Source organism: Trueperaceae bacterium (genome assembly GCA_019454765.1).
Lineage (GTDB): Bacteria > Deinococcota > Deinococci > Deinococcales > Trueperaceae > JAAYYF01.
Genome location: JACFNR010000052.1, coordinates 1 through 17,932 on the forward strand (window position 1 = coordinate 1; position 17,932 = coordinate 17,932).

Genomic DNA, 17,932 nt, shown 5'->3' on the forward strand with positions numbered 1-17,932 from the left:
GGGTCAGCCCTTGCCGAGCCCGGCCTCGCGGCCCAAGCGCAGCACGTTCTCGACGATGCGGTCGCAGCGCGGCCCGTCGAACGAGAAGGCGCCGCTCAGGTCGGCGTCCACCTTGCCGGCGAGCGCGTCGCGCAGGAGGTTACGGGCGCGGAAGAAGCGGGTGCGTACCGTGGCCTCGGGGATGTCGAGCGCTTGCGCCACGTCGGCGGAGCTCATCTCCTCCACCGCCCTGAGCACGAACACCGTGCGGTAGGGCGTAGGCAGCTTGTCGATGCGCTCCTCGATAATGCCTCGCACCTGCGCGCGAAGCGCCGCCTGTTCGGGACCGTTGTCGTGCTCGTCGGCGAGCGCGGCCTGCATCTTCGGATCGGGCGAGGTCATGGCTTCTTCCAGGGGGACCGTCCGCACCTTGGAGCGGCGCAGGCGGCCGAGCGCTTCGTTCGTGACGATGCGCACGAGCCAGGTCGAGAGCTTGCTCTCGGACCGGAACGAACCGAGACCACGCCAGGCGCGCAGGTACGCGTCTTGCACGGCGTCCTCGGCCTCGGCGTCGCTCCTGAGGATGCTCCGTGCCGTGCGGAACAGCAGCTGGTTGTAGCGCCGCATTATCGCCTCGAAGGCGGCCTCGTCGCCGACGGCGGCTGCGGCCACGAGCGCGGCCTCGCTCTCGTCGACGATCGGTGGCGCGGTCGTGCTCTCGGTGTGACTGACGATGGTGGGCCGCTCCCTTCGGGGTCCGGTGCGAGCAAGGCGGTGGCCGAGTCTACCCGGGGTGAGAGAGGGGCGGGGTCGTCCGAGGTCAGGCGGCGAGCGGTCGGCCGCCCCCGCACCGCGACGGCGTGGCGGTGCGGGGGCCGGCTCGGTCGCCGCCCGGTCGGTGCGGCGGCCGTCGTGGTCGCGTCGACGCGACGCGGCCACCATCGTCAGTCGACGAACCTCTCCGGGAAGGCGGCGATGAGGCCGTCGGTGAGGGCGTCGGCGAGCATCATCATGTGCGCCTCGGCCTTGCCGTACTCCTCGATGCCCTCGGCGAAGTCGCCCTGCAGCAGCGCGGTGGCGTAGACGAGCGTGGTGTCGATGTGGCCCTTGAGCATGTCGCGCACGGTCGCCTGCGGCCAGTGGGAGTTGGCGCCCGCCAGGAAGTCGGCGATCTCCTGTGCGTTCGCGTAGGCCGCGGCGATGGCGGCGTCGGTCTTGGCGCCGTCGCCGCTCTTGGCGGCGCTGACGACGTCGACGGCGGCGGCGATGTGAGCCTGCAGGAGCGCGGTGAGCGCGTCGCCGGCCGCCTCGCCGTAGAACGGCTTGATGGCGTTGCCTATGTCGGCCTGGTTGCTCATCAGCCGCGCGGCCGTGGCCTCGAAAGAGGGCGACTCCGTGGCGAAGGCCGTGACCGCCGCGTAGGTCCACTCCATGTGCTGGGCCCACAGTTCGCGCATGGCGTTGTTGAGGGCAAGGGCGCTTGCGCTGCCGACGATGCGGCCGCTCGCTGCGTGCGCGCCATGCTGGGCGAACGCCGCCGAGGAGCCCGCGGCCAGGAAGATGGCGGCCGCGGCGGCGACGGCGCGGAGGGAACGGGCGGTGGACTGCTTGCGGGGGGTCTGGTCTAGCATCACAACCTCCAAGGTTGGTGGGTCAGGTCCGAGCGAGGTCCCGGTCCGGGGCCTCATGCCCCGTTCCCGCTCGCTCTATCCCTTTAGATGCAGGTCGGGCGCCCGGCGTTCCCGGCTCGTGGTGTCGGGATCCCTCCGACGCCGCGAGCGGACCTCCGGGGTAGTCTCCGAGGATGAGACGCGCACGCACCAAGCTCACGGCGGGCGCCGTAGGTGCGCCGCCGCGCCCGCCGGGGTGGGCACGGGCGGCCTACGCCGCGTGCCTGCTGGCGTTCCTGTGCTGCGGCTGGGTGGCGGCGCAGGCGGCGGTGGGGTTCGGCTTCAACGCGCGCGGTTCGCTGGACACGCCCCGGCAGGTCTCCTACGCGGACGCCATGCTGGAGCGCCTGGCGCCGGAGACTCGCAGCGCGCTGACCATCAGGGTCACCGGCGGCACGCGTTCGCAGACCGACCTGCCAGGCGACTGGAGCGACGAGCAGATCCGGGCGTGGACAGGCTTGCAGGCGAAGCACGGGTTCGACCTCGTGTACGTCGTGAACGGCAACGACACGCCGAGTTCGCAGCGCGCCAACATCCAGCGCTGGCTCGACGCCGGCGGGCGCTTCTCGTTCATAGAGATGATGAACGAGTACTACCTGCCCAAGTTCCGCCGCGGCGACACCTCGTTCCCCGAGGTCACGCGAGCGGTGAGCGCGGGGGACTACGTGCACGACATCCTGCCGACCTTCGTCCCGGCCGTGGCCGACCTCGGGCTGCCCGTCTACCTCATCTTCGCGCCCACCGGCGGAGCTGACGCCGCCTACCGCGACCGATGGAACGAGACGGTCGCGGCGGCGCTCGCGGGCGGCTTCGGTGGCGTGCGCCTCGGCGCCACCGTGCACCTCTACGCCCGCGAGGGCGCGGCCTTCGATTACGACCAACTGGACCGCCTGAGGGCGCTGCTGCCCGCCGGAACGCCGATCGCGGTCACGGAGGCGGGCGTGTTGGACCGCTCCGTCACCACCCCCGCCGCGCTTGGCGCGGCAACGGTGGAGCATTACCGGCGCATCGCCTTGCACCTCCGGCCCGGCGACCTGCTGCTCGATCAGGTCCTTTACGGCAACACGCCGCTGGCGACGCTGCGGCCCGGTCACGGGGGCGTCACGCCCAAGGGCAAGGCCGTCCTCGCCTACCTCGCCGCTGCGACCCGCTGAGGGGACCCGGCGGGATACCTTACGGGCGTGACCGCCTTCTTGGACGCCCTCAAGGAACTCATGCTCGCGGTGGTCGAGCGCCTGGGCTACGGCGGTCTGGCCATGCTCTCCCTGCTCGAGAACCTCGTGCCTCCACTGCCGTCCGAGTTCGTCCTGCCGTTCGCCGGCTTCCTCGTGGCCGAGGGGCGCCTGTCGCTGCCGCTCGTGCTCCTGGCCACCACGTTCGGGGGGTTCCTCGGCACCACCGCCTTCTACTGGTTGGGTCGGCGGCTGGGTGACGCCAAGGTGCGCGCCTTCATCGCGAGGTTCGGGCGCTACGTGCTCCTTCAGGAGGCCGATTACGACGAGGCGCTCGCCTTCTTCCAGAAGCACGACGCGGTGGTGGTCTTCTGGGGTCGCTTCGTGCCGGGCCTCCGCAGCCTGATATCGCTGCCCGCGGGGGTGGCGGCCATGCCGTTCGGTCGCTTCGCCACCTACACGCTGCTGGGGACGGTGGCGTGGAACGCGGCGCTGCTGCTGGCCGGCTGGGCGTTGGGCGAGCGCTGGTCGGTCGTGCTCCGGACCGTCGACCGCTTCGAGGTCTACCTGTGGGTCGCCGCCGCGGCCTCGGTGATCGCGTGGGTCGCGTGGCGGCGCAGCGTGCACGCCCAACGCCGGCGCGGGGTGTAGCGCGGGCCGCCGCGTCGACCCTTCAGGCCTTCCCTCGCAAGCGGATCGCCTCGCGGCGCGTGTGCTGGTCGATGTAGACGAACCACTCGACCACCGTCAGCGGCCCGAGGTGGTTGTGGGGGATCGTCAGGCCGTGGTCGAACCCGGTGCGCTGCAGGTCGCGGGCGAGGGCGAGCGTGGCCTCGCGCGCGGCGCGCATGGCCCCGTTCAGCTCCGGCAGCGTGGCGCCTTCGGGCTCGCGGTAGGCGCGGTAGCCGTCGAGGACGAGCGGCTCGCCCCGCGCGACGCGCACGCGCCGCAGGCTCCAGCGCTCGATGCCCACCCAGTGGTTCACCACCTCGCGGTTGGCCGGCGTGTCGGGCGCGTGCGCGATGCGCGCGTCGAGGTTGGTGCCGTACTCCTCCAGGCTGGCGACGACCGCCTCCAGGCTCAGGCCCTGCGCCTTGCGGCGCACGAGCTGGCGCAGCGCCAGGCCGATCAGGCGTTGCAGCACGCTCACGGGCGCCGTGATGCCCGGTCCCGGGGCGCGAGGCGCGCCAGCTCGGTGGCGAGGACGTCGAACGCTTCCAGTCCCACGTACGCCTGCACGGAGAGGCGCAGGTGCAGGCGGCCACCCATCGTCACTGCGGCCACCTCGACCCCGCGCTCGCGCAGACGGTCGCCCAACTCCCACGCCTCGGCGTCGCCGCCGTCCCACCCCAACGGAACGGTGGCGAGCGGCAGGTCGGTAGCGGGCGGCGGGCGCAGCCCGAGCCGGTCCGCCAGCCGCGCCAGGCCGAGCGCGAGCACGTCGGCGTTGCGCCGCGCGAGCGCCGCGAAGGTCAGGCCGAGATGCTCGCTCGGGAAGTCGAGCGCCGCCGGCAGGGCGAGGTACGCGGTGGGGTCCTGCGTGCCCAGGTAGCTGAACGAGCCGGGGTAGCCGCGGGCCGCGCCGGCGCTGGCGACGAGCGGTTGCACCCGGTCGCGCCACTCGGGCGCGACCACGAGCGCGGCGGCGGTCCGCGCCGCGAACGCCCACTTGTGCAGGTTGCCGTACCAGAAGGCCGCCCCGGCGGGCACCGGAGCGTCGAGCAGGCCCGGGGCGTGGGCGCCGTCGACGAGCACCGGCACGGCGCCGCCGAACTCGGCGCAGACGGCCTCGACCGGCAGCTTGAGCGCCGACGCCGACGTGATCTGGTCGATCACCAGCAGGGCGGAGCGCTCGGTGAGCGCCCCAGCGAGCGCCGCTAGGAGCGCGGTCGTGAACTCCGCGCTCGTGAGGCCCGCCGGGTCGGGCAGCTCCACGCAGCGCGGCACGGCGCCGCGCTCGGCGCAGGCGCGCGCCACCGCGGCCTTCACCCAGGGGTAGGCGTGGTCCGTGTAGACCACCTCCGCGCCGGGCGCGAGCCGCACGCCGTTCAGCGCCACCTGCACCGCCTCGGTGGCGTTCTGCACGAGCACGAGGCCGCCTTGGTCCACGCCGAGGAACTCGGCGGCGCGGCGCCGCACCGCGTCGATGGCCGGCTCGAGGTCGGTCCGGTAGAAGCGCTCCGGGCTGCGCTCGATGGCCTCCGCCGCCCGGCGCTGCGCGTCGAGCACGGGGCGGGGCACGGCCCCGTACGAGCCGTGGTTGAGGTGAGTGGTCGCCGGGTCGAGGAGCCAGAGGTCCGGTCTCAACGGTCGCGGGTCGGTTCGGGCGGGGGCGGACGGCGCGACCGGGTGGCGTGACGGCATGCGAGACCATGATACGCGCCAACGGCGCGCCCGCCGCCTGGCGCGCGCCGGATGGTCCCGGGCGCGCGAGCTAGAATCGGCCGGTGACGCCCAAGCTCAACTTCATCACGCTGGCGGTGCGCGACGTGACCGCCGCCCGCGCCTTCTACGTGGACGGCCTGGGTTGGCCGCCGGCGTTCGAGGTGCCAGGCGAGATCCTGTTCGTGCGGCTCTCCCCCACGCTCGTCCTCTCCTTCTGGCGCGCCGACGAGTTCGAGGCGGAGGTGGGCGGGCCGCTGGCCCGCTCCGGCGTGGCGCCCGTGACGTTGGCCTACAACGTGCCGACGCCGGCACTAGTGAACGAGGTGCTCGCCACGGCGAAGGCTGCCGGCGCCACCATCCTCATGCCCGCCACCACCCGCGACTGGGGCGGTCACTCGGGCTACTTCACCTGCCCGAACGGCTTCGCGTGGGAGGTGGCTTACAACCCGGGGCCGCTCGGCGTGGAGCTCATGGAGGCCGAGAAGGTAGAGGGGGTCGTAGGCGTCATCCGGAGCCGCCGCAGTGTCCCGCAGGGGTTGCTCGCGGGCGGGCCGGAGCTCGACCACGAGGAGGTGGTGCGGGCCGTGGAGTCGGCGCGCTGGGCACCGAACCACCGGCGCACGGAACCGTGGCGCTTCCACCTCCTCGACGAGCCGCGCCTGAAGCGTCTGGCGGAGCTGTGGGGCGAGCAGCTCGAGCGCACCGGCTCTAGCCCGGAGCGTGCGGCCGTGAAGCGCCGCGCCTGGGAGGCGGCGCCAGGCGTGGTGGTAGTCACCTGCACCAGCGCCGCGGACGCAGACGAGACGACGCGCCTGGAGGACTACGCCGCCACCGCTTGTGCCGTGCAGAACATGTGCCTGCACCTCTGGTCGAAGGGGATAGCCACCAAGTGGTCGACGGCGGCCGTGCAGGCGCACGAGGGGTTCTGGCCGCTCCTCGGGTACGCCGGGCCGCCGGCGGACACGCGCCTGGTGGCGCTGCTCTTCTACGGCTTGGCGAGGGAGGCGCCGAAGGCGCACCGCCGGCTGGGCGTGGCGGACGTGCTGGTCGACTTCCGGGCGGCGAGCGGCGATGGCGCCTAGGGTGGCGGCTCCGCGTGGGGCGGGCCCGTGAGCGCGTCGAGCAACTCCTCGTGCCACGCGCCCCTGGCCGCGTCGTAGGCTGCGAACTCGGCCGCCAGTTCCCAGTAGGCCCACGCGAAGCCGCGGGCCTCGGCCGCCTCGCGCACGGCGCGGGTCCAGCGGACGCGCGACGCCATGTCGGCCTTGCGGTTGGCGCCGAACTCGCCGATCAGGACGGGCGGGCCACCGTGCGCCTCCGCCCAGGCGGCCACGATGTCGAGCCACGCCCCGACGGCCTCCGCTTCCGACACGAGCAGCGGCAGGGCGCCGCCCGCGCCGCGCAGCTCGAGCGTCTCGAGGACGAACGGAGGTTGCGCGTCGGGCGTGCCGTTCTGGATCACCACGCCCGTGGTCGCTCCGCCAGTGGCCCCGCAGGCGGGGAACGGGACCTCCTCCACCTCGCCGGCGCGGGTGGTGACCGCGACCGAGGATTCCCCGTCGGAGCAGGAGACGAGCAGTTCGACGGCGCGCGACGTGGCGAGCGCGAGCCGGTCGAAGCCTCCTACGGGCTGGTCTGCGTGCAGGTAGTAGCCCGTCCAACCGCCCGTGAACGTGAGGGTCAGTTGGCGGTCGTAGCCGCGCTCGGTGCCCCACGACCAGTCCGCGAAGCCCGCGCGCGGCCCGAGGCGTTCGCCCGTCCACGGGACGCCAACGGGCGGCACGGGCGTGGCCCACTCCGCGCCCTGGTGGGTGAACGCGAACGGGTGATAGAAGTGCACGGTGACGACCAGGTTGGCGTCATCCGGCCAGCTCAGGTCGGCGAGAGAGCCGATGGCGTTGTAGTTGGCGGGACCGATCACCACGCGGCGCGTGGGGTTGCTCTCGCGCACGGCGGCGAGGCCGCGAGCCGCGAGGTCGTTCCAGGTGGCCGCATCGAGGGCGCCGTTCGGTTCGTTGAGGAGCTCGAACAGGAGCGGGTCGGGCGCGTTCTGGTAGTGCTCCGCCAGCTGGCGCCAGATGGCGAGCCAGCGCTCGGTGTGCGCTTGCGGGTCGACGAACAGCTCGTCGTAGTGGTGGAAGTCGAGGATCACGTTCAGGCCGCGGTCCAGTAGCCACCCGCTCACCTCGTCGACGCGGGCGAGGAAGGCGGGGTCGAGCGCGTAGGGCGCGGTGGCGGCGGCGTGGGCCGACCACTTGACGGGCAGCCGCACGGTGGCGAAGCCCGCCCCGGCGACGGCCTCCGCGAACTCCTCGCGCAGCGTGACGCCCCAGTCGCCCTCGTTCGGTGCCTCCAGAGCGTTGCCGAAGTTCATCCCTCGCCCTAGCGGGCGCGCGGCCGGCGGGTCCGGCGTGGGTGGCTGCGCCCCGGGCGACTGAGCCGCGCACCCGAGCAGGGGCTGCAGCGAGACCAGGACGAGCAGCCAAGCCGGGAGCCGCTCCCGGAAGCCGGTTGGGGCCTTTCGCGCCATGGCCGAGTGTAGCGGCGAACGGGTCCGCCGGTCACCGGTTCGCGGCCTAGATGCAGTACTCCACGGTCGGGCCGTGGCCGCGTCAGCCCGTCAGCTAGCCGGACCGATCTCCACGGGGCGGCCGCTGGCGATCCCCGCGGCTGTCATGAAGGGAACCACCGCCAGCAGCACCACGAGCGGCACCGTCCAGCCGCCGCTCGCCTCGAACGCCCAGCCCATCATCAGCGGGCCGGTCGCGGCCAGCGTGTAACCCACCGCCTGCGCCATCCCGGAGAGCCGCGCGGCCGTGGCCGCGTCGCGCGTGCGCAGCACCAGCAGCGTCAGCGCCAGCGAGAACGAGGCGCCGCTACCCAACCCCGCGAGGCCGGCCCACACGTAGGCGGTCGAGACGGGCGCCAGCAGCAGCCCGCCTATGCCGAGCAACCACATGCTGCCGGAAGCCGCCGCGAGACCGCCCTGCCGGCGCGACCTCACCGCGATCATCGGGTAGACGAGCGAACTGACGATGTTGAAGATGGTGAAGACCGAGAAGCCCAGGCCGGCCTCGATGTCGGACAGCCCGCCCTCTGCCAGGATCGTCGGCAACCAACCGGTGAAAGAGTAGAAGAGGAGCGACTGCAACCCCAGGAAGCCCGAAACCTGCCAGGCCAGCGGTTCGCGCCACAGGCCGCCGCGCGCCGCTGCCGGAGTGGGCCCGCCACCGTCAGCCGCCGGCAGGCGGCTCCGCAACGCCTGGAACAGCACGAGACCGGCCACGGGCAAGACGACCCAGACGACGAGCGCGAGGTGCACGTCGCTGTGTAGTGCTTGGTAGAGCGGCACGGTCAACAGTGCCGCCAGCGTCGGGCCCACCGCCATCGACACCGACCACGTGCTCATGAGCGGCCCGACGGCGTGAGTCCAGTGACGCTTGATGGCCGCGGGCATGAGCACGTTGTTCACGGCGATCCCCGAGCCCAGCAGCACCGTTCCTAGGAACAGCCCGAACGGGCCCCACACTGCCCTCACGAGCATCCCCGCCGTGATCAACCCGAGCATGAACACGATGGCGCGCTCCATGCCGAAGCGCCGCCCCAGCCAGGGCGCCACGAACGCCAGGGCGCCGAAGCACAGCACCGGCAGGCTGGTCAGGAGGCTCGCGGCCACGCTGCCTAGCCCGTACGCCTCCTGGATCTTCGTGAGGATCGGCGCCACGCTGATGATCGGCGCCCGCATCGCCAGGCCCGCCACCAGCACCGTCACCCCACCGAAGAGCGCGCCGGCCTGGGCCCTGGACGTCATGGTCATAGGAGGCAGATGATAACCGTTGCGGTAATCTCCCTCATGCTCTCCTACCTGCTGCGTCAGGTGCTTTTCGCGGTGCCTGCGCTGTTCGGCGTGATGGTGGTGGTCTTCGCGCTGATGAAGGCCGTGCCGGGCGACGCGGTCACGGGCCTCGTCGGGCTGGAGGGCAACGGCGGCACCCTGAGCCACCTCAACGACGCCGCACGCGACGGCGGCTTGCGAAGCGCTGCCGCTCGCCCCCCTGCCCCTAGCAGACCGTGTACACCGACACCCGCACCTGATCCGACCTGACGTTGCCGTTCGAGTCGGTGGCGGTGAGCCTGATGGTGTGCAGGACGCCGCCGCACTGGTCGCCGTAGAGGCGCGCCGACACTGAGGTGCCCGTGCCGAGGAGCGCGTCCTGCAGGCCCGTCTGGTCCGTCGTCCAGACCAGCGCGGCGCCGCCGAGCCCGCCGTCCTCCGGATCGCTCGCCGAACCCGCCAGGTTCAGGTCCTTGTACCAGAGCCCCCTGGTCTCGTCGAACCCGTCGTAGACGAGCATGCTGTTGTCTGAGGGCGCGGAGATGCTAACCGTCGGCGGCAGGTCGGTGCAGGGGCTGACGTCGACCGTCACGCTCGCCTCGGCGAAGGCGCCCCGCTCGTCCGTGGCGCGCGCTACGACCTCGGCGGGGCCGGTGGCGGCGAACGACCTCGACACGGTCCCGCCGGTCGCGAACGTGGCGCCGCCCGCCACGCGCCAACTGATTGCGCTGCCCGGCAGGACGTAACCGACCTCGTTCCTGTCGACGGCCCTGGCCTGGAACTCGACGGGTTCGTTCGCGCAGAACGTGCCCGGCGCCGGGCGCAGGATCTCGACGGACGGCGGCTCGTTGGTCACCACCATGTTGACCGTCGCCCTGGCCACGTTCCCCTGCTGGTCGACCGCCTGAGCGGTGAGGACGTGTGGCCCGTAGGCGAGCCTGCGCGCGTCGATCACGACCATGTTCCCCGTGGCGACCACCCCGGAGACGTCGCTCGACCACGTGAGGCTGACCGGCTTCCCCTCGGGGTCGTACACGTAGGCCTGGGCGTAGACGCCGCCGTAGCCCCGCGGGAACTCGGCTCCCGCCACCGGCGAGGTGATGCTGACGGTCGGCGGTTCGCCGCGGTAGGCGAGGTTCAGGGCCATGATGTCGCCGTCACTCAGCTTGGTGAGTTGCCCGATGGGGATGCCGGCGGGGATGGTGGTGATGGTCTTGCCCACGCAGCGCCCGTTCGCGCGGCGGCAGAAGTCCTCGTCGCCGTAGTGCATCACGGACTCGTGATCGTACGGGCCGACGTCGAACGAGTGGTCCGCGATGACGAAGTTGTGCTTCTCCTCCGGCCTGATGTTGTCCCACTCGATGCGCACGTGGGAGTCGCGGTCCTTGCGCGACTGCTCGTGGTTGAAGCCCAGGGCGTGAAGCAGTTCGTGGGCGACGATGAAGGTGTTGCGGCAGTCGAAGTGGAGTTCAACGTCCTGCTTCCCGCCGCGACGACCGATGAAGGACGAGCAGCCCTCGCCGCTATGGAAGCGCAGGTAGTCGTCCTGCGACGTCCGCGGCACGAACCGGATGGCGCTGACGCGCTCGATCTCGTCCATGGCGCCGCGGATGGCGGCGCGCATGATGGCGTTCTCGTCGCCGGCGTGCCCGGGGTCGTCCCAGTCGTTCGCGAACGCGTACGGCACCACGGCGTCGGGCCAGCGGTAGTGCTCGCAGCGGATGGTGGCGCCGAGGAAGGTCCAGCAGATGCCCGGGTAGAGGAGCGTGCCCTGCACCTCCAGGCCGTCGGCGTCCTCGAGGGCGGCGAGTTCCTCGGCGGTGCCCAGGAGCATGTCGCCCTGGAAGACGGCAAGCCCACCTATCACCTCGTAGGTGAGCGTGAACGGCGCGCCGTCGGGGCCGGGCAGCGTGAGCGACTTGACCTCGCCTTGCGCGCCGGGGACGTGCTCCAGGGTGTGACCCGCGCCCCACGGCTCGCCGTGCTCGGGTTGACCCAAGTCGCCGGAGCCGCCGGGGCCGCACGAGGTGATCAGCAGGACGAGCAGGACCGCGGCGACCGCGAGGAACGACGCAGGCTCGAAGTGGGTCCGCTTCGGTTGGGCTCTCATGGCGTCACTTACCTCCCCGTTGCGGTGGCGGTCCTACTTATCGAGCGCTCTCCTCGGCAACACGAGGCCGGGGCGCTCACGACCAGGGGCTCGAGAAGCGCGTGGTCGCGCCACCCTCCCCTCGAGTGTTCGTCGAACCGCGTGTGAACGGAGTGTAGTTCTCCCCACTCGGGCACGTGCGAAGCGTTGTTAGCGGGGTCGTCGGGGGGTCGTCGGGGTGGAGTCGCCGTCCTGGAGCCGCACGCTCTTAACGCAGATTTAAGGCCCCGCCGGTACCATCTCTGGTAACGCATCACGCGGGCGCCGGCGCCCATCCACGCGGCCGTGCGCAAGGAAGGAGAACCTCATGAACTGGAGGTTCCTGGCCCTACTGGGCCTCGTACCCATCGCGCTGACCGCCTGCTCGTCGGGCGGGAGCGCGCCTCAGACGGGCGAAGTCGGCGGGCAGATCATCTTCCGGTCGTCCATCAACTCGACGAGCGAGGTCCTGGCCAGCTGGGCCGACACGCCGTTCGTGGCGGGCGAGCTGATCGTCAGGTACGCAGGCGGCGTGCCGCTGTCGCAGCAGTCGCTGACGCTACAGGGCGCCAGCGGCTCCGTCGACCTGGTGAGGACGTTGGCGCAGCTGCCCGACTCGGCCCCCGTCCTCTACGCCAACCACGACCTGACCCCGGCGCAGACCCTGGCGCTGGCCGAGGAGCTCTCGGCCCAGCCCGGCGTCGAGCTCGCGTACCCCAACTACCTGCTGACGGCCATGGACGCTGGCCTGGAGCCCCTCCAGGGGTCCGTCACCCCCAACGACGAGTTCTACGGCTACCAGTGGCACTACCCCGCCATCAACCTGCCGCAGGCGTGGGGCATCACGACGGGTTCGACGAGCACGGTCGTGGCGGTCATCGACACCGGCGTCCTCTACTCCCAGAGCAACCCGAACCTGCGCCACCCAGACTTCGGCTCGAACATCCTGCCCGGCTACGACTTCATCTCCGACGTGCGCATGTCGAACGACGGCGACGGCCGCGACTCGGATCCGTTCGACCCGGGTGCGGACCTGCCCGACGGCTCGTCCTCCTACCACGGCTCGCACGTGGCCGGGACCATCGGCGCGGCCAGCAACAACGGCGGGGGCGTCGCGGGCGTCGACTGGCAGGCCCGGATCCTGCCGGTGCGGGTGCTGGGCGTGGGCGGCGGGACGGTCGCCGACATCTACCAGGGCCTCCTGTGGGCGGCCGGGTTCGACGTGCCCGGCGTGCCGCGCAACCCGACGCCGGCCAAGGTCATCAACATGAGCCTGGGCGGCAAGGGGCAGTGCCTACCCGAGGTGCAGAGCGTGATCAACGAGGTGACGAGCCTGGGCTCGATCGTCGTGGTGGCGGCCGGCAACGAGAACGACGACGCCTGGGGCTACACCCCGGCGAGCTGCTCGAACGTGCTCACGGTCGGCGCCACCGACTTCGCGAACGCGCGCGCGCCCTACTCCAACTACGGCACCCGCGTGGACGTCATGGCGCCGGGCGGCGACGTGAGCGCCGACCTCAACGGCGACGGTTACGTCGACGGGGTTCTCAGCCTGAGCCTCGACGAGGCGACGGGCACCCCGAACTTCTCATTCAAGAACGGCACGTCGATGGCCGCGCCGCACGTGGCGGGCGTCGTCTCGCTGATGGTCAGCCTCGACCCCAACCTCACCTTCCAGCAGGTGCGGTCCATCCTCTACGCCACCTCCCACCCGCTCACGGTGGGGCAGTGCGGCAGCTCCGACGGTTGCGGCGCGGGCCTGATCGACGCGTTCGCCGCCCTCAACCAGGTCGGGCAGCCGACCGACCCCGGGCCCGGCCCCGGGCCCGGCCCCGGCCCCGGCCCGGGCGCCGGCGAGCCGAACGGCCCCATGATCGTGGCGACCGTCCAGGAGGACGCGGACGGCGAGCTGGTGGTCACGGGCTCGCAGGACAGCTCCGGCGTGCTGGCGAGCTACCGCATCGCTTCGAAGCCGGGGCCGTCGCTCGTGATCGCCTGGTCCGACGAGAACGGCAACTTCGACATCGACGAGGGCGACTACGTGGCCATGTACCCGTGGGTGGTCAACGTGACAGCGGGCATGTCGCGGACCGACGTCGACCTGCGCATGGAGCGCCTGATCGGGGGCGTGGGCGAGGTCGATGCCACCGTGCGAGCCTACGCCGCCTACGCGGGGGAGCTCGCGCGGCTGCTGCGCGAGAGCGCCGACCACTAGGCGCCGGCTTCGCGCCCCGGGCCTGAGCGCGGCTGGCGGCCCCCGACCTCGTCGCACTCGACGGGGTCGGGGGCCGCTACTCGTCGAGCGGGCCGCGTGGCTGATACTGAGCAGAGGCGTCGCGGGTGGACCGGAGGCCCTCGCCTGCGGCACGCGGCCCCGCGAAGGGAAGGGTGGTGGGGTCGGATGCTGACGGCGGGGACTAACGGCATCGTCGGCAGGGTGTTCGGCGAGCACGACGAGGCCACCCTGGCGCAGTTGCGGGACGTGGCGTCGCGCGCGGTGCGCGTGGCGTTGATGGCCGACGGGCACCTCGGTTACGTGATGCCCATCGGCGGCGTGGCCGCCTACCGCGAGCAGGTGAGCGTGGTGGGCGTGGGTTTCGACATCGCCTGCGGCAACGCCGCCATCCTGACAGACCTCACGCTCGATAGCGGCGTGGACCTGCCGGGGCTCGCCGACGCCGTCGCGGGCCTGCTCTCGTTCGGGGTCGGCGGCACCAACCTCCTCCCGGACGCCCCCTCCGATCACCCGCTGTTCCGTTCCCCCGCCTGGGAGCACGTGCCGCGCGAGCACCGCGACAAGCTGCGGGACCGCGCCAGGGCGCAGCTCGGGAGCATAGGCTCCGGCAACCACTACGTAGACGTCTTCAGCGATGAGCTCGGGCGCCTCTGGGTGGGTGTGCACTTCGGCTCGCGCGGCCTCGGGCACGCGATCGCGAGCGGCTTCATGGCGCTGGCGCAGGGGCAGCGCTGGGGCGACCGCACGCGCGAGGTGGAGGCGCTCCTCGACCTCAACTCGGAGCTCGGCCGCCAGTACTGGGAGCTCATGAGCCTGGCGGGCACGTACGCCTACGCCGGCCGCGAGTGGGTGGCGCGCAAGGTCGTGGAGCTGATGGGCGGCCGCGAGCTCGACCTGGTGCACAACCACCACAACTTCGCCTGGCGCGAGGAGCACTTCGGCGAGGAGCTGATCGTGGTGCGCAAGGGCGCCACCCCCGCCTTCCCCGGCCAACGCGGCTTCGTGGGCGGCTCCATGGGCGACGACTCCGTCATCCTCCAGGGTTCGCACGCCGGCAGCGAGGACCAGCAGGCCGCGCTCTTCTCCACCGTGCACGGCGCCGGGCGCGTCATGAGCCGCACCGAGGCCGCGGGCAGACGCCGCGGACGGCGCGGCCAACGCTCACGCGGCAGCGTCTCGGCGGAGATGCTGCGCGCCTGGGTCGAGGAGAAGGGCGTGATCCTGCGTGGCGGCGGCCGCGACGAGGCGCCGCAGGTGTACCGCAGGCTGGGCGACGTGATAGCGGCACAGGGCGACACCATCGAGGTGCTGCACACGCTGCGGCCGCTGGTGGTGGTCATGGATCCGGCCGGGCCGCGTTAGGTGCGGGGCTAGAGCCGCCTCACCGCCGGTTCGGCTCGGTAGTCAGGCGAGCGGGTTGACCCACCTCACCTCTCGGAACCGCGCGAAATCGGAGTCGTTGGAGACGATGGCGAGCCCATGCTCGATGCACAGGGCGGCGAGGACGGCGTCACTGACCAGGGGGCCGTGAACGGCAGCGTCGGTGATCAGGCGGTGGAGGATGACTCGGTGGCTGGGTCCCGGCTCCGGAAGCCATGTCGCGGGCGCGTCCAACCACGCCTCGATCAACCGCCACGCTTCCGCAGGAGCGAGTGGGTTCACGAACGCGCGTGGGTTGGTCGCGATCCTGAGGAACGCCCAGTAAGACTGCCACGGGATCCCCACCCTGCGGTGCCCGTTGAGGGCATCCTGCAACCATGTCCTGGCTCTCGGGTGGTACGGGCTCGACGCATCGACGGCGTAGATGAGGATGTTCGCGTCTACCAGCACGTTCAGCGCGCCGCAGGCCCCTCGAGGACCTCGATGGCGTCGGCAACGTTGGAGACGTCCATCTTCAGCCCCAGATGGTACGTGCGCTGCTCGAACCGCTCCTCCGCCGGCACCTGGGTCAGCAACCCGCGGCGTATCAGTTCGTTCACGGCTTCGGAGACGCCGACCCCTCGCTCGCGCCTCAGGGCATCGACGGCCGCGGCCGTATCAGGCTCGAACACGACGGTCGTCCGCATGCGCTCACCTTAGCATCTTGATGCGCCAAGAGCATCACCGGCTTACGCCGTTCTTGCTTGCTCCGATTCGACGCTAGGTAACAGCCGCGGCGCGCGCCGCGCCCCGGCAGCCTGCTCGAAGGCGTACGCGTAGCGCAGCACCTTGGTATCCGTCCAGGCCGCGCCGAAGATGGAGAGCCCCCACGGCAGGCCGTGCACCAGGCCGGCGGGCACGCTCACGTGCGGGTAGCCGGCCACGGCGGCCGGGCCCGAGGCGGAGCCGCCGGACCGCCTCCCGTCGCCATGCACGTTGTCGATGAGCTCGGCGGGGTTCGTGGTCGGCGCCACGAGGGCGTCGAGGCGGTGCTCCACGAGGAGCGCGTCGATGCCCTCCTCGCGGCAGAGCCGGCGGCCCAAGGCCAACGCCTCCAGGTACGCCGGGTCGGTGAGCGGCCCCTTGGCCTCGGCCTGGATAAGTAGTTCCTGCCCGAAGTACGGCATCGAGCGTTCGGCGTCGCGCGAGTTGAACGCGATGACCCCTGCCAGGTCGCGGGGTTGCCCGCCGTGCGGCAGGCCGGCGAGGTAGGCGTTCACACCGTGCTTGAACTCATGTAGGAGCACCTCGGTCTCGGCCGCGCGCCACTCCCCCAAGCGCGGCATGGCGAGGCCGTCGATCACCTCGGCGCCGGCCGCCCGCAGCGCGTAGAGCGCGGCCTCGAACTGGCGCGCCACCTCGGGGTGGCAGGTCACGAGGTTCCTCACCACACCCAGGCGCGCGCCCTCCAGGTCGCCGGGCCGAAGCACCGCGGCAGGGTCAACGAGCCCATCCGCCGGGATTGCGAGGGTGGCCGGGTCGCACTCGTCGGGCCCCTGCATGGCAGCGAGGAGCAGCACCACGTCCTGGACGGTGCGCCCCATGGGCCCCGCGGTGTCCTGGCTGTGAGCGATGGGGATGATGCCCGCGCGCGAGACGAGACCCACGGTGGGCTTGAAGCCCACCACCCCGCAGTGAGAGGCGGGGCTCACGATGGAGCCGTCCGTCTCGGTGCCCACCGCCACCGCGCAGAGGCTCGCCGCCACGGCCGCCGCCGACCCGCTCGAAGAACCGCTCGGGCTGCGGTCGAGGGCGTACGGGTTCCGGCACTGCCCGCCCCGGCCGCTCCAGCCGGACGTCGAACGCGTGGAGCGGAAGTTGGCCCACTCCGACATGTTGGCCTTGCCCAGGATGACGGCGCCGGCCGCGCGCAGCCGCGCGGCCACGCCGCTGTCTCGCGGCGCCCCCGAGTGGGCCAGCGCGAGCGAGCCCGCGGCCGTGCGCGTGCCGTCGGCCGTGTCGATGTTGTCCTTCAGCAGCACGGGCACGCCGTGGAGCGGCCCGCGCGGCCCGTTGGCAAGGCGCTCCTCGTCGAGCAGGCGCGCGGTTCGGGCGGCGTCCGGGTCGACCTCGATGACCGAGCCAAGGCGCGGGCCGGCGTGGTCGAGGGCGGCTATGCGGCTCATGTACGCCCTGACGGCGGCCTCGGCCGTGAGGGTACCGCCAGCCATGTCGGCGGCTAGCTGGGCCAGCGAGCGCTCGTAGACTTGGGCGCCGGGGTTCAGCGCTGCTCCGGCCATCCCAGCGTGAGAAGCAGCGCGCTGTCCACCTCCGCCCGCACGTCGTGGGCGAGGCCGGGCGCCATGACCAGGAGGCAGCCCTCGGGCAGGTCCACGGTGCGGTCGGGAAGCTGCAGCCGCAGGTGACCGGACAGAGTCTGCACCGACGTCGACACATCGGCGTCGTGCATGGGGATCGACTTGCCGGCAGCGACCACGACCAAGACGGTGCGCAGGTCGGCCGAGCGGGTCAGGGTCCGCGCCGTCTGACCCTCGCGGGCGTAGGCGTCCAACTCGCGTAGTTCCTCGGCGATGCGTTTCAGGTCGAACTCCACGCCGTGCGTGGCGGGTTGCGGCTTGAGCATGGGGCCTCCCGTGATGCTTGGCCCCAGCCTAGCCGGTCTCGCGTCGTGAAGTCGCGTTAGGCGGCGCGGCCTCTAGGTTCTCGGGCTCGGGCCCACCCCGGAACCGTAGTGATACCTTGCCGCGATGAGCCAAGCGAACGCCTCCCCCGTCACACTGCACGCCGCCGTCACCGAGGAGGCCATAGCGCTCATGGTCGACCGTTTCTACGCCAGCGTCCAGCGGCACCCGACCCTCGGGCCGGTCTTCAACCCGCGCCTCGAGGGCCGCTGGGACAGGCACCTCGTCCAGATGAAGGACTTCTGGTCCAGCGTCCTGCTCAGGAGCGGGCGTTACCAGGGCTTCCCTCTCGGCGCGCACTTCGGGGTGCCGGGAATGCAGAGAAGCCACTTCGCTGACTGGCTCGCTCTGTTCGAGGAGACGCTGGCCGGGGTGTACGAGCCGGAGGTCGTGGAGGTCATCCAGGGGGCGGCGGAGCAGTTCGCTCGACGGTTCGAGGGTGGGTTGTTCGGTGAGTGAGCGGCCG

At 71.9% G+C, this 17,932-nt stretch carries 18 protein-coding genes; 7 read left to right on the forward strand and 11 right to left on the reverse strand.

Features of this window, described 5'->3' with window-relative positions:
- Positions 1–3: 3 nt before the first annotated feature.
- Positions 4–921, reverse strand: coding sequence for an RNA polymerase sigma factor (locus H3C53_11815; protein MBW7917351.1), 918 nt, complete (start codon positions 919–921; stop codon positions 4–6).
- 2 nt (positions 922–923) lie between these two features.
- Positions 924–1,610, reverse strand: a complete 687-nt coding sequence (locus H3C53_11820; protein MBW7917352.1) for a hypothetical protein — start codon at positions 1,608–1,610, stop codon at positions 924–926.
- Positions 1,611–1,783: 173 nt separating this feature from the next.
- On the opposite strand from H3C53_11820, the gene H3C53_11825 reads away from it, so the two are divergent.
- Positions 1,784–2,803, forward strand: a complete 1,020-nt coding sequence (locus tag H3C53_11825; GenBank protein ID MBW7917353.1) for a hypothetical protein — start codon at positions 1,784–1,786, stop codon at positions 2,801–2,803.
- Between the two features lie 27 nt (positions 2,804–2,830).
- On the forward strand, positions 2,831–3,472 hold the full coding sequence (locus H3C53_11830; GenBank protein MBW7917354.1) for a DedA family protein: 642 nt from the start codon (positions 2,831–2,833) through the stop codon (positions 3,470–3,472).
- A 22-nt stretch (positions 3,473–3,494) separates the two neighbouring features.
- Here the strand turns inward: H3C53_11830 and H3C53_11835 are convergent, their stop codons facing one another.
- Positions 3,495–3,971, reverse strand: a complete 477-nt coding sequence (locus tag H3C53_11835; protein ID MBW7917355.1) for a DinB family protein — start codon at positions 3,969–3,971, stop codon at positions 3,495–3,497.
- Positions 3,968–5,128, reverse strand: a complete 1,161-nt coding sequence (locus H3C53_11840; protein MBW7917356.1) for a DegT/DnrJ/EryC1/StrS family aminotransferase — start codon at positions 5,126–5,128, stop codon at positions 3,968–3,970. The genes H3C53_11835 and H3C53_11840 overlap by 4 nt, the downstream gene beginning before the upstream one ends.
- A gap of 140 nt (positions 5,129–5,268) precedes the next feature.
- Between H3C53_11840 and H3C53_11845 the strand changes: the two genes are divergently transcribed.
- Positions 5,269–6,288 carry a nitroreductase family protein gene (locus H3C53_11845; GenBank protein ID MBW7917357.1) on the forward strand — a complete coding sequence of 340 codons (1,020 nt, stop codon included), beginning with the start codon at positions 5,269–5,271 and terminating at the stop codon, positions 6,286–6,288.
- Here H3C53_11845 and H3C53_11850 read toward each other — a convergent pair.
- Positions 6,285–7,580, reverse strand: coding sequence for a glycoside hydrolase family 5 protein (locus H3C53_11850; protein ID MBW7917358.1), 1,296 nt, complete (start codon positions 7,578–7,580; stop codon positions 6,285–6,287). The genes H3C53_11845 and H3C53_11850 overlap by 4 nt on opposite strands.
- Positions 7,581–7,826: 246 nt before the next feature.
- Positions 7,827–9,023, reverse strand: coding sequence for an MFS transporter (locus H3C53_11855; protein ID MBW7917359.1), 1,197 nt, complete (start codon positions 9,021–9,023; stop codon positions 7,827–7,829).
- A gap of 36 nt (positions 9,024–9,059) precedes the next feature.
- Here H3C53_11855 and H3C53_11860 point away from each other — a divergent pair, with 36 nt between their 5' ends.
- Positions 9,060–9,311, forward strand: coding sequence for a hypothetical protein (locus tag H3C53_11860; GenBank protein MBW7917360.1), 252 nt, complete (start codon positions 9,060–9,062; stop codon positions 9,309–9,311).
- Here H3C53_11860 and H3C53_11865 read toward each other — a convergent pair.
- Positions 9,268–11,151, reverse strand: coding sequence for a M12 family metallopeptidase (locus H3C53_11865; protein ID MBW7917361.1), 1,884 nt, complete (start codon positions 11,149–11,151; stop codon positions 9,268–9,270). The two genes, H3C53_11860 and H3C53_11865, sit on opposite strands and share 44 nt — an antisense overlap.
- 346 nt (positions 11,152–11,497) lie before the next feature.
- On the opposite strand from H3C53_11865, the gene H3C53_11870 reads away from it, so the two are divergent.
- Together H3C53_11870 and H3C53_11875 are read left to right on the forward strand one after the other, a co-directional pair.
- Complete coding sequence (locus tag H3C53_11870) at positions 11,498–13,384, forward strand: S8 family peptidase (protein MBW7917362.1); 1,887 nt, start codon at positions 11,498–11,500, stop codon at positions 13,382–13,384.
- A 186-nt stretch (positions 13,385–13,570) separates the two neighbouring features.
- Entirely contained in the window at positions 13,571–14,767 is a 1,197-nt protein-coding gene (locus H3C53_11875; GenBank protein ID MBW7917363.1) for an RtcB family protein, read from the forward strand.
- A 42-nt stretch (positions 14,768–14,809) separates the two neighbouring features.
- Here the strand turns inward: H3C53_11875 and H3C53_11880 are convergent, their stop codons facing one another.
- The 4 genes from H3C53_11880 to H3C53_11895 are packed head-to-tail and all read right to left on the reverse strand — an operon-like array spanning position 14,810 to position 17,357.
- On the reverse strand, positions 14,810–15,235 hold the full coding sequence (locus H3C53_11880; GenBank protein ID MBW7917364.1) for a PIN domain-containing protein: 426 nt from the start codon (positions 15,233–15,235) through the stop codon (positions 14,810–14,812).
- Between the two features lie 2 nt (positions 15,236–15,237).
- Positions 15,238–15,471 carry a ribbon-helix-helix protein, CopG family gene (locus H3C53_11885; GenBank protein ID MBW7917365.1) on the reverse strand — a complete coding sequence of 78 codons (234 nt, stop codon included), beginning with the start codon at positions 15,469–15,471 and terminating at the stop codon, positions 15,238–15,240.
- Positions 15,472–15,513: 42 nt separating this feature from the next.
- Entirely contained in the window at positions 15,514–17,064 is a 1,551-nt protein-coding gene (locus tag H3C53_11890) for an amidase (GenBank protein ID MBW7917366.1), read from the reverse strand.
- Positions 17,046–17,357 (reverse strand): hypothetical protein, encoded by a 312-nt coding sequence (locus H3C53_11895; GenBank protein MBW7917367.1) that lies wholly within the window; start codon positions 17,355–17,357, stop codon positions 17,046–17,048. The genes H3C53_11890 and H3C53_11895 overlap by 19 nt, the downstream gene beginning before the upstream one ends.
- Positions 17,358–17,532: 175 nt before the next feature.
- On the opposite strand from H3C53_11895, the gene H3C53_11900 reads away from it, so the two are divergent.
- The gene (locus H3C53_11900; protein MBW7917368.1) at positions 17,533–17,925 is read left to right on the forward strand and encodes a group III truncated hemoglobin; all 393 of its coding nucleotides are present in this window, start codon (positions 17,533–17,535) and stop codon (positions 17,923–17,925) included.
- The last annotated feature ends 7 nt before the right edge of the window (positions 17,926–17,932 follow it).